The following is a 13,299-nucleotide window of genomic DNA, read 5'->3' on the forward strand; positions in this document are numbered from 1 at the left end:
ATAAAGGATGGATATACGATAAGATGTTTGAGAAGTTTTACCCGAATGAATATATGGACAGCACCTATTCCATTGACTTTAAAGATTATTATGAAAAAGGATACAGGGGAGTCCTGTTTGATGTAGACAATACACTTGTGCCGCACAATGCACCTGCAGATGACCGGGCGATCTGTTTTTTTAGGGAATTAAAAGAGATTGGTTTTAATTTTTGCTTTATGTCCAATAACAAGGAGCCCAGGGTGAAGAAGTTCTGCGAGGCAGTGGAAGGGACCTACTATATTTATAAGGCGAACAAGCCTATGGTGGGAAGTTATGAGAAGGGCATGAAGCTGATGGGAACAGACCGGTCTAATACACTGTTTGTGGGAGACCAGCTGTTTACGGATGTCTACGGGGCCAATAGGGCCAATGTTTACAGTATCCTTGTAAAGCCCATGAATCCAAAAGAGGAGATACAGATCGTACTGAAACGGTATCTTGAGAGGATTGTTCTGCATTTCTATAAGAAAAAATTGAAATAATGCATGATTGCTCTGCCAAACGTGAATCATTATATTCAGTCTATTAAATAGTTATATACGTTTGCAGGAAAACTTAAATAGTACGCAATAAAAAAGGCCTTTGGCATCAAATGATGATGTTTCCCAAAGGCCTTTTGTTCATTTATTTCATTATACCAGATGAATTATAAGAAGTGATGTCTTTCAAGTGCGATCAGGATATCACGCCCTTCTTTGACACCTTCGATCATACGTCTTGTCTTTGCGCTGTCACCGATGTTGAGAACTTCGATGCCTTCATCTACAAAATGATCGTACAGAGCCTGCAGCGCCGGTGTGGCAGACTGCATTCCGAGACAGATAAATCCATAGTCAAAGTCTAATTCCAGATCCTTATAGTCATGACGGACAATAAAAGAGTTCTCTTTCACTTCCAAAAGGTTGGCATTCGGATACTGAGTGACTTTGTATTTCTCCAGAAGCTCATTGGCACCGGTTCTTGTGATAAGATCCAAGTCTTCTCCAAAATGGGGCTTTTTCTCTACAATGGTCACATCTGCTTTTCTAGGAGCAAAGAATTCAACCACATCCAAACCGACATTTCCTCCTCCGATGACAACGACTTTTTTGCCGGAAAGATCTGTTTTTTCAAATGTGTCTACCTTGTCAACCAGGTCAAAGATCGTAGAGACATTTCCTTTTTCAAGGTTTTCCTTAAGGCCTGGAATATTCGGAAGCAGTGGGTTGGAACCGGTTGCGTTGACAACGATGTCCGGTTTGAATCCGTCTACAAATTCCGCAGTAGCTTCTACATTCTTGCAGATAAACAAGTTTTTAAGGGCCATGGCTCTTTTTTCCTGATAAGCAGGGAAGTAACCAAGACGTTTTTTATTCGGCATGTTGCCCACACGTCTAGCCAGTCCGCCAAGCTGGTTGGTCTTTTCGATCAGAACAGTGGAACATCCCACCTCTGCTGCAGTACATGCGGCTTCAAGGCCTGCGGTACCGCCTCCGATAACAACCACGTTGCAAGGCTTCTTGATATGCTCTTTTTTATAGTTTTCTCCGCTTACTACAAATGGATTGACAGTACAGCGCATCGGTTTGTTGCTGAGCGTTGCAGTACATCCATTGTTGCAGGAGATACATTTGTTGATATCATCGGTGTTTCCGAACTGTACTTTGTTGACCCACTCAGGATCTGCGATCAGTCCTCGGCCGATACCGATCAGGTCAGACTGGCCGCTCTTTAAAATCTCATTGGCAATCTCAGGTTCACGGATATTTCCTTCAGCGGTACATGGTTTTCCAGTTTTCTTCTTAACAGCCTTGGACATATAAGATTTCCATCCGTCCGGAAGGTAATCTGCGTCATGCTGATACTGAATTGTACAGGTAAGACCTGCGGATACTGCAAATACGTCTACATAATCTTCAAAATATTCAACGATCTCCAATGTGTCATTCAGTGAGTTTCCGCCTTCAGTGAGCTCATCTGCACTGATTCTTAAAAAGATCGGGATGTTCTCGCCTACAACTTCGCGGACTGCTTTTAAAACGAGCGTTGTAAAACGTGCACGATTTTCTTTAGAACCGCCAAACTCATCTGTCCTGTCATTGGTCAGCGGGGATAAGAACTGGTTTAGCAGATAGCCGTGTCCTGCCTGGATCTCAACAGCATCAAAGCCGGCTGTGACTGCGCGCTTAGCAGCGTCTGCAAACTTCTGGACAATACCGTGGATCTCTTCTATGGTAAGAGGTCTCGGGATGTCTTCTCCAGCTTTTGATGGAATATCAGAAGCAGATACCGGCTGGATATTTGTCACAGAACCGTCTGAGTCGGCACCGCCGTGATTGAGCAGAATAGAAGCGTTGGATCCGTATTCATGGATCGCTTCACAGAGCTTGTACAGTCCATGGATGTAGTTGTCATGGTCAATTCTCAACTGGTTGGTGCTTAAAGATCCCTGAGGGGATGCGACACTGGCACCTTCCACTGTGATGAGGCCTATGCCTCCTTTTGCATGTTGTTTATAATATGCAATCAGTTTATCACTGACTTCTCCTGTTCGTTCAGCAAAATTTGTTCCAATCGGCGTCATGACAATACGGTTTTTTAATGTCATTGATTTTACTGTAAATGGTTCAAATAGATTGCGGAAATTCTTTGCAGCCATAGTTAGTTCCTCCATTTTTCTTTCTTTTTCACTGCAATAATTATATCAAACTGTGTATACAAATGCAATGAATATTATACCCAGAGGGCACTCCACAACATAAAAGCCATTGGGTGGACGTGCTTTGCACGATAGGGTATGAGTTTTTCTCCATTGTCTCCAGTCGGCTCTGGAAAGGCCTCCTTCCGACAACGGAGAAAAACTATCGTAGGATGGCACCTTTTGTTTTTTAACTTTCATCTATTCTCTAACGAACTGCCCGTAAGCCTGAACGAATATGTAACGTTTAAAGAAAACACACAAAACGTAAAATGATAGGAGTCAAAAGGAGCCACTTTACGAAAGTTATTTACCACTATTGGAGGAGCGCATTTCAAAAGCGTGACGGAAATAGTGGTAAATAACTCATGACATTTTCCACATGATTTCCGTTCGGCTCTTAGAATGCCTCACTCCAATTATGTAGAAAATGGACGTAATGTCTGCTGGAGAAGGGCTTCTGTCAAAAGAAGGGTGACACTTTTCAAAAGTTATTTACCACTATTGGAGGAGCGTATTTCAAAAGCGCGACGGAAATAGTGGTAAATAACTCATTCCCACAGGGCAGTCTGTAATTTCATACCCTGCGGGTGGACGTGCTTTGTACGATAAGGTATGATATACTCAAAGCTAAGAAACTAATCCTGGAGGTATCCTATGAATCTGAATCATCTGTATTATTTCAGAACGTTGGTGAAAGAGCAGCACTATACGAAAGCTGCCCAGATATTAAATATCACGCAGCCAAGCCTGAGCCATGCCATCAATGCTTTGGAAAAGGAGTTGAATGTCAAATTATTTGAGAAAGTTGGAAGAAATGCCAGGCTTACCAAGGAAGGTGAACTTTTTTGGCGTTATGTGGTGCAGTCTCTGGATATGCTGGATGAAGGCAGGCGGGTTGTGGGTGAAGTCTCTGGAATGGTAGGCGGTTTCATTGATATCGGATATATTTATACACTGGGAAGTCATTTTATTCCCCAGAATATGAGCGATTATATGAATATGAACGAGGGGAAAAATATCAGGTTTTCCTTTGGCCAGGGGACCACGGAACAGATGATAGAAGAATTAAAAAAGGGAACCTATGATTTGGTATTTTCGTCCTATAAAGAGGGGGAGGACCGGCTGAACTTTATTCCAGTAGTGGAAGAAGAGCTTGTGTTGATTACACCGAAAGGCCATCCGCTGTCCCGGGAAAAGGCTGTTGATCTGGCGGAGACGACCACATATCCGTATATTATGTTCTCCAGAAAGAGTGGACTGAGGCCGTTTATCAACAAGCTGTTTACAAAGGTAAAAGCACAGCCGTTTATCGCATATGAGGGGGAAGAAGATTCTTCCGTGGCGGGACTTGTGGCCGCTGGGCTGGGTATCTCCATCGTGCCCAGAATCCCGCTCCTGGAAACAATGGAAGTGGAAGTGATCCCTATTAAAAGGCCGGAGATCAAACGCTATATTTATCTCGTTACGCAGAAGGATAAATACTTGTCGCCGATCGTGCAGGATTTTATCAAGTTTATAAAATCCCGCCACCAGCTGTAGAAAAGGAGGCAGAGGATTCTCCAGTCTCAGTCCAATATTGAAAGAAATGCCGGATTATGGTATACTGAACCACATTAGATTACGATTGAAGAAAAGCGAGGAACACAATGGGAAAGTTAGAAGAGATCAGAGCCAGACTGGAGATCTGTGACAAACAGATCGTGTCAGTTCTGGAAGACCGGATGGATATTATCAAAGAGATCATGGAGTACAAAAAAGAAAACGGACTTCCGATCCTCCAGCCAGAGCAGGAAAAGCGTCAGAGAAAGATGCTGAAAGAGCATGTAAAAGATAATACATATAAGGAAGAGATTCTGAACATTTTTACTTATATTGTTGAAAATAGCAGAAGGATTCAGGCCAGGACTCTGTTTACCCATAATATTTTCCTGATTGGATTTATGGGAGTTGGTAAAAGTACAGTTTCTGACTATTTGAGTACGATTCTTGCCTCTCCCCAGGTGGAGATGGATCAAGTAATTGTAGACAAAGAGAAGATGTCTATCAATAAGATTTTTGAAGAGTATGGTGAAGAGTATTTTAGAAACTGTGAGACTAACCTGCTGATCGAACTGCAGAAAAAGAATAACCAGATTGTGTCCTGTGGAGGCGGAGTGGCCATGAGAGAGATCAATGTGCAGGAGATGAAAAAGAACGGACGAGTGGTTCTTTTGACCGCTTCTCCGGAGACTATCTTAGAGCGCGTCAAAGACAGCGATGAACGTCCGCTGCTCCGTGGACGCAAAAATACAGAGTATATCTCTGAACTCATGGAGATCAGAAGACCGAAGTACCGTGCGGCAGCAGATGTGATCGTAGATACGGACAAAAAAAGTGTTGAGGAGATTGCAGAGGAGATTGTCGCAAAGTTAACCCATCTATAAAATAGGAGGAATGAAGATGCAGGCATTTACCCATCACACACCGACAGAAATCATTTTTGGAAAGGCTTCCGAGAACAAAGCCGCTGAACTGGTCAAGAAGTATCACGGTTCCAGAGTCTTTGTTGTGTATGGAGGAGGAAGCGTCAAAAGAACAGGGCTTCTTCAAAGAGTGACAGAAACACTGGAAAAAGCAGACCTTCAAGTGGAGACCATCGGCGGGGTAAAACCAAACCCGAGACTGGATTTTGCCAGAGAGGCTGTGAAGAAGGCGATTGAGTTCAACGCAGATTTTATTTTAGCTGTGGGCGGCGGAAGTGTTATTGACACGGCAAAGGCAGTGTCCCATGGAGTTGCAAATCCAGACACAGATATCTGGGAGTTCTGGTCCAGAAAAAAACCGCTTCAAAAAACTCTGCCGGTTGGTGTCATCTTGACTCTTGCGGCTGCCGGAAGTGAGACCAGCGATTCTGCGGTTCTTACGAATACTGAGATCCAGGTCAAAAGAGGCCTTGGCACGGACCTGAACCGTCCGGAGTTTGCCATCATGAATCCGGAACTCACTTATACCCTTCCAAAGTATCAGGTGGGATGTGGGATCGTAGATATTATGATGCATACATTAGACCGTTATTTTACAAAGACCAAAGGCAATCAGCTGACGGATGAGATCGCAGAAGGCCTTCTGCGCACTGTGATCGCTAACGGAAGGATTGCAATTAAAGATTCCCATAATTACGATAGCATGAGTGAGATCATGTGGTGCGGAAGCATTTCCCACAACGGACTGACCGGCCTTGGGGCAGAGAAGGACTTTGCGCCTCACCAGCTGGGACATGAACTGAGCGCCAAGTTTGACATTGCGCACGGAGCCAGCTTATCCGCCGTATGGGGAGCATGGGCAGAGTATTCCTACGTGGAGGATGTGGATCGGTTTGTGCGTTTTGCAGACAAAGTATGGGGAATTTCAGGAGACAACAAAGAAGAAGTGGCAAGAAAGGCCATCAATGCCACAGTCAACTATTTTAAGTCACTGGACATGCCGACTTGTTTTTCAGAAGCACCGGAGATCGGCATAAAAACAGACGATGAGCTGTGGGCAATGGCAGACGGATGCTCCTACCAGAATACGAGGACGATCGGTTCCTTCCGTGTTTTGAACAAGGAAGATATCTTTAATGTATACAAATTGGCAAATAAATAGTTGATAAGAAGTACCATTTATTATAGAATGTTATAGAACAAAATGATTAAGGAGGAAATTACGATATGGTATCCGCAGGAGATTTTAAGAATGGGTTAACCATCGAATACGAAGGCAATATTTATCAGATTATTGAATTTCAGCATGTAAAGCCTGGAAAGGGAGCAGCCTTCGTGCGTGCGAAGTTAAAGAATATTAAGAGTGGGGGGGCGATCGAAAAGTCTTTCCGTCCATCTGAAAAGTTTGAGAATGCTCACATTGAGCGAAAAGAAATGCAGTATTTATATACAGATGGTGAATTATTCCACTTCATGGATCCGGAGACATTTGACCAGATCGCATTAGATCCGGACACCATCGGTGATTCATTAAAGTTTGTAAAAGAAAACATGAATGTAACTTTGGTTTCTCATAACGGAACCGTTTTCCAGGTAGAAGCACCTCTGCATGTAGAACTGCTGGTGACAGAGTGTGAACCGGGAGAAAAAGGAAACACAGCTCAGGGTGCTACAAAGCCATGTACGGTAGAGACGGGTGCAAATGTCAATGTTCCTCTGTTCGTCAACCAGGGTGACACATTAAAGATTGATACAAGAACCGGGGAATATTTATCCAGGGTATAAGCTTGTCAAAGAATCAGAAGATTCGGGGGATCATCTGCATTATCCTGTCAGCGTTCTGCTTTGCATGGATGAATGCTTTTGTAAAGCTTTCGGGCGATCTCCCTTCGATTGAAAAGAGCTTTTTCAGAAACCTGGTGGCTTTGATCTTCGCATTTGTCATGATCAAAAAAAGCGGCGCCGGGTTCCGGTTTCAAATGAAGAATTTACACTGGTTTATCCTAAGGTCCTTAGCAGGGACCTTAGGTATTTTTTGCAATTTTTATGCGGTGGATCATCTGGTGCTTTCCGATGCGTCTACGCTGAACAAATTGTCGCCATTTTTTGTGATTGTATTTTCTTATTTGATTCTGAGAGAAAAGATTACCATATTCCAGTTGACTTGTATCACATCCGCATTTATCGGCAGTATGTTTATTGTAAAACCAAGTTTTGCATCAGTTTCTGTTCTTCCGGCATTCATAGGATTCATGGGAGGATTGTTCGCGGGATGCGCCTATGCCTGCGTCAGGAAGCTTGGTACCAGAGGGGAGAGAGGACCATTCATCGTCTTTTTCTTCTCCACATTTTCTTGTATCAGCTGTATTCCTTTTATGATCGGGAATTTTCATCCGATTTCCGGAATCCAGCTCGTTTATCTGCTTCTTGCAGGGCTTGCGGCAGCGGGAGGGCAGTTTTCCATCACGGCGGCCTACACCTATGCGCCGGGAAAAGAAATATCCATTTATGATTATACGCAGATTATTTTTTCCACTCTGCTGGGATTTTTCCTGTTTGGCCAGGTGCCGGACGGATTCAGTATCCTTGGATATCTCATCATCATCGCTGCAGCTGTGGTTATGTTTTTCTACAACAACCGCAGGGACAAAAAAGAATAAGATCGTATTTTGCAAGGGAAGTTCTCCGATGTTCGAGGGGGCTTCCTTTTTTGTATTCTAAAAGCCCGGACTTGTTCATATATTAGGGTTATACAGCTTTACGAAGAAGGAGGAGTTCTATGGAATACACAAGTGAGATCTACCATATTCTTCCGAGGTCTGTCCGGGGACTGATGCTAAAGAGCGGTTTAAAGCCAGATCAGCTGCAGGAAATCAGGCTGAGGATCCATCAGCCGGTGATCATCCGCTATGAAAATAAAGAGTATTTTTTGTCAACTGGCGGAAAGCTCACTTCCAGCCATCATTTTGTACATGTTCTCACAAGGGAAGAATTAAAACAGATGATGGAATATATCAGCAATTACTCCCTTTATGCCTATGAAGACCAGTTGAGACAGGGATTTTTGACGGTCAAAGGAGGACACCGGGTGGGGATTGCGGGCAAAGTCTCCATTGAGGACGGTGAGATTAGGACGATGAAGCATATTACATTCCTAAACATCCGGGTGGCCCATGAGGTCATCGGCTGTGCGGAGTCTGTGTTTAAACTCTGCACAGAACATGGACATCTTCTGCCGGTGCTGATCGTATCGCCGCCGGGCAGGGGAAAGACAACGCTTCTAAGAGATATGATCCGTTTGGCATCAGACGGCGGAGAGACTGTGGGTGTGGTGGATGAGCGCAGTGAGATCGCAGCTTCCTATATGGGAGTGCCGCAGAATAAGGTGGGTATCCGCACAGATGTCATGGACGGATGTCCAAAATCAGAGGGTATGATGATGCTGGTGCGTTCGATGGCTCCCAATGTGATCGCTGTAGATGAGATAGGAAAAAAAGAGGATGTGGATGCCATGCTGTACAGTGCCTACTGCGGCTGTACCCTGATGGCGACCATCCATGGAAAAGATATGGAGGAATTAAAAAAGGTGCCGTATGTAGGGGAAATGATTCAAAGAAAAGTGTTTCAGCGTTATATTGTGCTCAGTGAACAGGGAGACGCAGGGTCGGTCAAAGAAGTATTAAATGAGGAGGGGGTGAAGCTGTATGGTTAAGCTGTTTGGGGCGGCCATTGTAATAATATCCGGGGGCATCCTTGGATTCTACCGGGCATCCCGTGAGAGAAAAAGACTGGAGCAGGGCATTGAGCTCAAACGGCTTTTGTATCTTTTGCAGGGGGAGATTCGCTACGGGCTGACACCGCTTCCCGATGCCATAGGGACAATAGCGGGGAAGATGAATTCGGAGTTTTCTGTTTTTTTGACGGATGTATCGAAAAAGCTTTCCTCCTACCAGGAAGAAACATTTTCCCAGGTGTGGAAGAGCTCGGTGGAACAGGACCTTGTACCCTATGTCCAGGAAAAAAAGATGCTGGAGCCGTTTTCAGCCATGGGGGATACAATTGGATATTTGGACAAGGACATGCAGGTGAAGACGATTGATTTCACCATTGAGCAGATTGAGGAGAGGATGTATCAGATCAAAGACCAGGTGATCAAAAACTGTAAACTATATCAGAGCCTTGGATTATCCTTTGGACTTCTCGTAGTGATTATTTTATTGTAAGGAGGATCTTATGAGCGTAAACATTATCTTTCGGATTGCGGCTGTGGGAATCCTGGTCACGATTCTTGTCCAGGTACTGAAACATTCGGGAAGGGATGAACAGGCATTTTTGATCACACTCGCCGGGCTAATTCTTGTACTGTCATGGGTGATCCCTTATATCTATGATCTTTTTGAGAGTGTACAGACACTGTTCACGATATCTTAGGAGGCAGCAATGGTTAAGATCGCACTTTTCGGCATCATAGCCAGTATTTTGACACTGAAAATAAAATCCATAAGGCCGGAATACGGCCTGGTGATCGGCCTGGTATCCAGTTTGTTCCTGGCCATTTATGCCCTGGATGAGATGGGAAAGATCATAGATCTGTTTGATACCATTGAGTCCTATTCAGGCATTCCGGGGACATACATACAAATCCTCCTGAAACTGATCGGTATTTCGTTTTTGTGTGAGTTTGCCGCCAACGTCTGCAAGGATGCTGGACAGGCAACCATGGCAAAACAGGTGGAGATGGCAGGGAAGCTGTCCATACTTGTGGTGAGCCTGCCGATTCTGGAATCCCTGCTGACCACACTAGAAAGGCTGATGGGATGAGACAAAAGATTATATTGCTTGCATTTATCTTTGTACTGATGTTTACTGCAAAGGTGTCTGCAAAAGAAGAGGAAGACTTAAGCGATTATTCATTTGAGCAGGTAGAAAAAACCCTGGAGAAAGCGCAGGTTCATTTTTCTTATGAGGAGCTGGTGAAAAAGCTGATCACAGGAAATATAAAAGGCGCTTTTTCCATGGTGACAGAAAGTATCGGGGACCAGCTGTTTTCGATCCTCTCAGAAAACAAAAATTTCATGAAGCAGCTGATTGTGGTGGCCATTATTGCGGCAGTGTTCAAGAACTTTTCGGATGCTTTTTTTCAGGGGAATACTGGGGACACGGCATTCTATGTAACCTACATGATCCTGATCGGGCTGATGGCAAATTCTTTTTTCTTTTTGAATTCTATCACAGACCAGGTGATCTCCACGCTTATTGATTTTATGAAGGGCCTCATCACGGCATATTCCATTGCGGTGGTGGCCACCACCGGGGTATCCACGTCGGTGGCACTTTATGAGATGTATCTGTTTGTGATCTATATTATCTCACTTTTGGTTCAGAGTGTGATTTTTCCGGCGGTCAAAATCCTGTTTGTCTTAAAGATCGTCAACCATATCTCTCTGGAGGAGAAGCTTTCCAGGCTCTGTGACGCCTTAGAATGGGCAGTCAGGGCGCTTTTAAAAGGACTTCTGGCCGTAGTGCTGGGAATTCAGATGATACAGGCTATGCTGCTTCCGGCCGTGGATTCCGTAAAAGATGGAATCTTAAAAAAGGGAGTCTCCATGATCCCCGGAGTGGGACAGGGAGTCAGTACGGTGACAACCACACTGATCGGATCGGCGGTGGTAATCAAGAACAGCATCGGGGCGGCAGGGATCTTTGCCCTGTGCGTGATCATTCTCGTGCCGCTGCTGCAGATCGGCGGGATCTTACTTTCTTACATTGGGACAGGGATCCTGCTCCAGCCTGTATCGGATAAGCGGATCACAGGATCTCTGGATGCGGTGATCAAGAGCGGCAAGCTGCTCATAAGGACGGTATTTACCTTAAGCATCCTGTTTATCCTGTCGATCGCTATCGTGGCATTTTCCACAAACATTAATTACTACACGGGGTGACGGCTTATGCAGTATATCAAAGCAATCGTTTTTTTTCTGATACTTATGACACTGGTAGGCCAGCTGTGCCAGGGAGACAAATATAAACCATATATCCGGCTGGTAACTGGATTTATGCTGCTGGCGCTTATGATGAAACCGGTGGCCTATGTGATGAATCTGGGACCAGAAGATATCACTGTATTTTCTAATATGGCATCGGGGAGCACGGAGTCTTCGTTCCGTAGCAAGGCCGTGGACAGTTATAAAAGCAGGGAGGAAAAGAAGATCAAAAAAATCCTTGCATCTTATAAGATTGAGGCTGAGGAAGTGGAAGTCGATGTGGATGACACAAAGGATGAGACGGAAATCAGTGAAATATCCGTCAAAGTGAAAAATGAGAAATTAGAAGGAAAGAAAGTAAAAACAGTACTTTTGAACTTCTATAATGTAGATGAGAGTCATATCAATATAAGTGAGTAGGAAGTGTATGATGGACAAAAAGGAACTGATTCAAAAAATTGAATCTATGGGTACAAAAAAAATCGTCTTGATCTTTGTTCTGGGCATCGCTTTGATTGTGTTTTCCTTTCCTTCATCCGGAAAGAAAACTTCAAAAAGCGCCAAGAGCACGGAAAGCCAGGAGGATACGTCATCCACGGACGCCTATGTCAAAAAACAGGAGCAGCGGCTCATGGCTGCGTTAAAGCAGGTGGAAGGTGTGGGAAAAGTCAAGGTGATGATTACTCTAAAATCTTCAAAAGAGTCAGTTGTCAACAAAGATACACCATATGAGGAGAGTACTAAAAAGGACGAAAAAACGGTAAAGGAAGACGAAGAGACCGTTTTGATTGATAAAGACGGGGAAAAAGTTCCTTACATAGTGAAAGAAGTAGAACCTGAAGTGGAAGGAGTTGTAGTGGTGGCACAAGGCGGAGGAAGCGATATTATCAACCAGAATATCGTCGATGCGGTGAGTGTGTTGTTTCACATTTCATCTTATAAAATAAAGGTGTTAAAAATGGAGGACTAAGGAAATGAAGAAAATCGTGAAAAAAAATCAATTAATCATCACAACTCTGGCTGTAATCATCGCAGTCGCGGGCTATGTCAATTATACGGGACAGTACATCACGACTTCAAAAGATAAAGCAAAAACCGTGAGCAATACGGCAAAGACGGCATCCCAGAGCCAGGCCAAGGATGACATCACCGATGTAGGAGAGGCAGTGCTCACAAACGCCCAGGTAAGCAATTATGTGGCAAAAGCAAAGCTTGAGAGAGAACAGACCCACAGCAAAGCAAAGGATACCCTGGAAGAGATCATCAAAGATAAGACCGTCAAGGACAGCGTGAAACAGGATGCAGTTGACAAACTCTCCACACTGGCAGAGCAGATGGAGATGGAGACAGCCACTGAAAATCTGTTGGGCGCCAAAGGATTTTTAAATTCCATTGTGACAATTCAAAACGGAAACGTGGACGTTTTGGTAAACTTAAAAGACATCTCCAAAGTGGAGAGAAGCCAGATTGAGGATATTGTCACAAGAAAGACCGGCTGCAAACTTGAAAATGTGGTGATCACGTCAATAAAAACAGAAGATTAAAGATTCGGTGTGTAAATTCCATGGGAAGGGATTTGCACACTTTCTTTTTTCTTGCATAACATCAATAAGTTTTGGTATAATTAACATACTGTATATATGAAGGATCATAGAACAGAAGAAAAAGTTTTTAGAAGCAATCAGCAGGAGGCTTTTTATGGAGAATAAAAGTAGTAGTTATAAGATTCAGGAAAAAGGGCTGCTCGGAGAGGTGAAGATCGCAGACGATGTCATCGCGATCATTGCGGGACTGGCAGCGACAGAAGTCAAAGGAGTCGCAGGCATGTGCGGCAATATCACAAATGAGCTGGTGAGCAAGCTGGGTATGAAGAAGCTTTCCAAGGGTGTGCACGTCAATGTGGAGGGAAATCATGTCAGTGTGGATCTGGCCATAGAACTGGATTACGGAGTCAGTATTGCACAGATTTCCAAGAAGGTGCAGGAGAAGGTCAAGACAGCCATAGAAAATATGACAGGGATGACCGTCGATGAAGTCAACGTAAGGATCGCCGGCGTAGCCCTGGAAGAAGAATAATCAAAAGAGACGGAGCTGTGAAAATCAGTTCCGTTCTTACTGTAAAGAGAAAGGA

At 44.1% G+C, this 13,299-nt stretch carries 16 protein-coding genes; 15 read left to right on the top strand and 1 reads right to left on the bottom strand.

The genetic code is table 11. The features are described 5' to 3' along the window. Positions 1-23 precede the first annotated feature (23 nt). Positions 24-524: a YqeG family HAD IIIA-type phosphatase gene (locus tag AR1Y2_RS07850; RefSeq protein ID WP_137328453.1), complete on the top strand. Its 501-nt coding sequence runs from the start codon at positions 24-26 to the stop codon at positions 522-524. 164 nt (positions 525-688) lie between these two features. On the opposite strand, the gene AR1Y2_RS07855 is transcribed toward AR1Y2_RS07850, so the two are convergent. After that, positions 689-2,680, bottom strand: a complete 1,992-nt coding sequence (locus AR1Y2_RS07855; RefSeq protein WP_137328454.1) for an oxidoreductase — start codon at positions 2,678-2,680, stop codon at positions 689-691. 696 nt (positions 2,681-3,376) lie between these two features. On the opposite strand from AR1Y2_RS07855, the gene AR1Y2_RS07860 reads away from it, so the two are divergent. The 14 genes from AR1Y2_RS07860 (at position 3,377) to AR1Y2_RS07925 (ending at position 13,244) form a co-directional block, all read left to right on the top strand. Then, positions 3,377-4,261: a LysR family transcriptional regulator gene (locus AR1Y2_RS07860; RefSeq protein WP_137328455.1), complete on the top strand. Its 885-nt coding sequence runs from the start codon at positions 3,377-3,379 to the stop codon at positions 4,259-4,261. A gap of 107 nt (positions 4,262-4,368) precedes the next feature. Further along, positions 4,369-5,145, top strand: coding sequence for a shikimate kinase (locus AR1Y2_RS07865; protein WP_137328456.1), 777 nt, complete (start codon positions 4,369-4,371; stop codon positions 5,143-5,145). A gap of 10 nt (positions 5,146-5,155) precedes the next feature. Beyond that, a complete protein-coding gene (locus tag AR1Y2_RS07870) occupies positions 5,156-6,346 on the top strand; it encodes an iron-containing alcohol dehydrogenase (RefSeq protein ID WP_137328457.1) in 1,191 nt (396 codons plus the stop codon). A gap of 65 nt (positions 6,347-6,411) precedes the next feature. Then, the gene (efp, locus tag AR1Y2_RS07875; RefSeq protein WP_006567210.1) at positions 6,412-6,969 is read left to right on the top strand and encodes an elongation factor P; all 558 of its coding nucleotides are present in this window, start codon (positions 6,412-6,414) and stop codon (positions 6,967-6,969) included. Positions 6,970-6,971: 2 nt separating this feature from the next. After that, positions 6,972-7,844 (top strand): DMT family transporter, encoded by an 873-nt coding sequence (locus AR1Y2_RS07880; RefSeq protein WP_137328458.1) that lies wholly within the window; start codon positions 6,972-6,974, stop codon positions 7,842-7,844. Between the two features lie 119 nt (positions 7,845-7,963). After that, the gene (spoIIIAA, locus tag AR1Y2_RS07885) at positions 7,964-8,896 is read left to right on the top strand and encodes a stage III sporulation protein AA (protein ID WP_137328459.1); all 933 of its coding nucleotides are present in this window, start codon (positions 7,964-7,966) and stop codon (positions 8,894-8,896) included. Further along, positions 8,889-9,407, top strand: a complete 519-nt coding sequence (locus AR1Y2_RS07890) for a stage III sporulation protein AB (protein ID WP_137328460.1) — start codon at positions 8,889-8,891, stop codon at positions 9,405-9,407. Before spoIIIAA ends, AR1Y2_RS07890 begins: the two co-directional genes overlap by 8 nt. 10 nt (positions 9,408-9,417) lie before the next feature. Continuing rightward, on the top strand, positions 9,418-9,615 hold the full coding sequence (gene spoIIIAC / locus AR1Y2_RS07895; RefSeq protein WP_006567206.1) for a stage III sporulation protein AC: 198 nt from the start codon (positions 9,418-9,420) through the stop codon (positions 9,613-9,615). Between the two features lie 9 nt (positions 9,616-9,624). Next, positions 9,625-10,005: a SpoIIIAC/SpoIIIAD family protein gene (locus AR1Y2_RS07900; RefSeq protein WP_137328461.1), complete on the top strand. Its 381-nt coding sequence runs from the start codon at positions 9,625-9,627 to the stop codon at positions 10,003-10,005. Next, entirely contained in the window at positions 10,002-11,126 is a 1,125-nt protein-coding gene (locus AR1Y2_RS07905; protein ID WP_137328462.1) for a stage III sporulation protein AE, read from the top strand. Before AR1Y2_RS07900 ends, AR1Y2_RS07905 begins: the two co-directional genes overlap by 4 nt. A 6-nt stretch (positions 11,127-11,132) precedes the next feature. Beyond that, on the top strand, positions 11,133-11,588 hold the full coding sequence (locus AR1Y2_RS07910; RefSeq protein ID WP_137328463.1) for a stage III sporulation protein AF: 456 nt from the start codon (positions 11,133-11,135) through the stop codon (positions 11,586-11,588). Between the two features lie 7 nt (positions 11,589-11,595). Next, on the top strand, positions 11,596-12,138 hold the full coding sequence (locus AR1Y2_RS07915; protein ID WP_137328464.1) for a stage III sporulation protein AG: 543 nt from the start codon (positions 11,596-11,598) through the stop codon (positions 12,136-12,138). 4 nt (positions 12,139-12,142) lie between these two features. Continuing rightward, on the top strand, positions 12,143-12,712 hold the full coding sequence (locus tag AR1Y2_RS07920) for a SpoIIIAH-like family protein (RefSeq protein WP_137328465.1): 570 nt from the start codon (positions 12,143-12,145) through the stop codon (positions 12,710-12,712). A 154-nt stretch (positions 12,713-12,866) separates the two neighbouring features. Next, positions 12,867-13,244 carry an Asp23/Gls24 family envelope stress response protein gene (locus AR1Y2_RS07925; protein WP_137328466.1) on the top strand — a complete coding sequence of 126 codons (378 nt, stop codon included), beginning with the start codon at positions 12,867-12,869 and terminating at the stop codon, positions 13,242-13,244. Positions 13,245-13,299 lie beyond the last annotated feature (55 nt).

The organism is Anaerostipes rhamnosivorans, assembly GCF_005280655.1.
GTDB lineage: Bacteria > Bacillota > Clostridia > Lachnospirales > Lachnospiraceae > Anaerostipes > Anaerostipes rhamnosivorans.

What these genes read in the sequence shown, in the direction of transcription:
- AR1Y2_RS07920 (WP_137328465.1), top strand. Translation starts at nt 12,143, where the DNA reads ATGAAGAAAATCGTGAAAAAAAATCAATTAATCATCACAACTCTGGCT.
- spoIIIAC (WP_006567206.1), top strand. Translation starts at nt 9,418, where the DNA reads ATGAGCGTAAACATTATCTTTCGGATTGCGGCTGTGGGAATCCTGGTC.
- AR1Y2_RS07925 (WP_137328466.1), top strand. Translation starts at nt 12,867, where the DNA reads ATGGAGAATAAAAGTAGTAGTTATAAGATTCAGGAAAAAGGGCTGCTC.
- AR1Y2_RS07870 (WP_137328457.1), top strand. Translation starts at nt 5,156, where the DNA reads ATGAAGATGCAGGCATTTACCCATCACACACCGACAGAAATCATTTTT.
- AR1Y2_RS07905 (WP_137328462.1), top strand. Translation starts at nt 10,002, where the DNA reads ATGAGACAAAAGATTATATTGCTTGCATTTATCTTTGTACTGATGTTT.
- AR1Y2_RS07855 (WP_137328454.1), bottom strand. Translation starts at nt 2,680, where the DNA reads ATGGCTGCAAAGAATTTCCGCAATCTATTTGAACCATTTACAGTAAAA.
- AR1Y2_RS07890 (WP_137328460.1), top strand. Translation starts at nt 8,889, where the DNA reads ATGGTTAAGCTGTTTGGGGCGGCCATTGTAATAATATCCGGGGGCATC.
- AR1Y2_RS07910 (WP_137328463.1), top strand. Translation starts at nt 11,133, where the DNA reads ATGCAGTATATCAAAGCAATCGTTTTTTTTCTGATACTTATGACACTG.
- efp (WP_006567210.1), top strand. Translation starts at nt 6,412, where the DNA reads ATGGTATCCGCAGGAGATTTTAAGAATGGGTTAACCATCGAATACGAA.
- AR1Y2_RS07865 (WP_137328456.1), top strand. Translation starts at nt 4,369, where the DNA reads ATGGGAAAGTTAGAAGAGATCAGAGCCAGACTGGAGATCTGTGACAAA.
- AR1Y2_RS07915 (WP_137328464.1), top strand. Translation starts at nt 11,596, where the DNA reads ATGATGGACAAAAAGGAACTGATTCAAAAAATTGAATCTATGGGTACA.
- spoIIIAA (WP_137328459.1), top strand. Translation starts at nt 7,964, where the DNA reads ATGGAATACACAAGTGAGATCTACCATATTCTTCCGAGGTCTGTCCGG.
- AR1Y2_RS07900 (WP_137328461.1), top strand. Translation starts at nt 9,625, where the DNA reads ATGGTTAAGATCGCACTTTTCGGCATCATAGCCAGTATTTTGACACTG.
- AR1Y2_RS07860 (WP_137328455.1), top strand. Translation starts at nt 3,377, where the DNA reads ATGAATCTGAATCATCTGTATTATTTCAGAACGTTGGTGAAAGAGCAG.
- AR1Y2_RS07850 (WP_137328453.1), top strand. Translation starts at nt 24, where the DNA reads ATGTTTGAGAAGTTTTACCCGAATGAATATATGGACAGCACCTATTCC.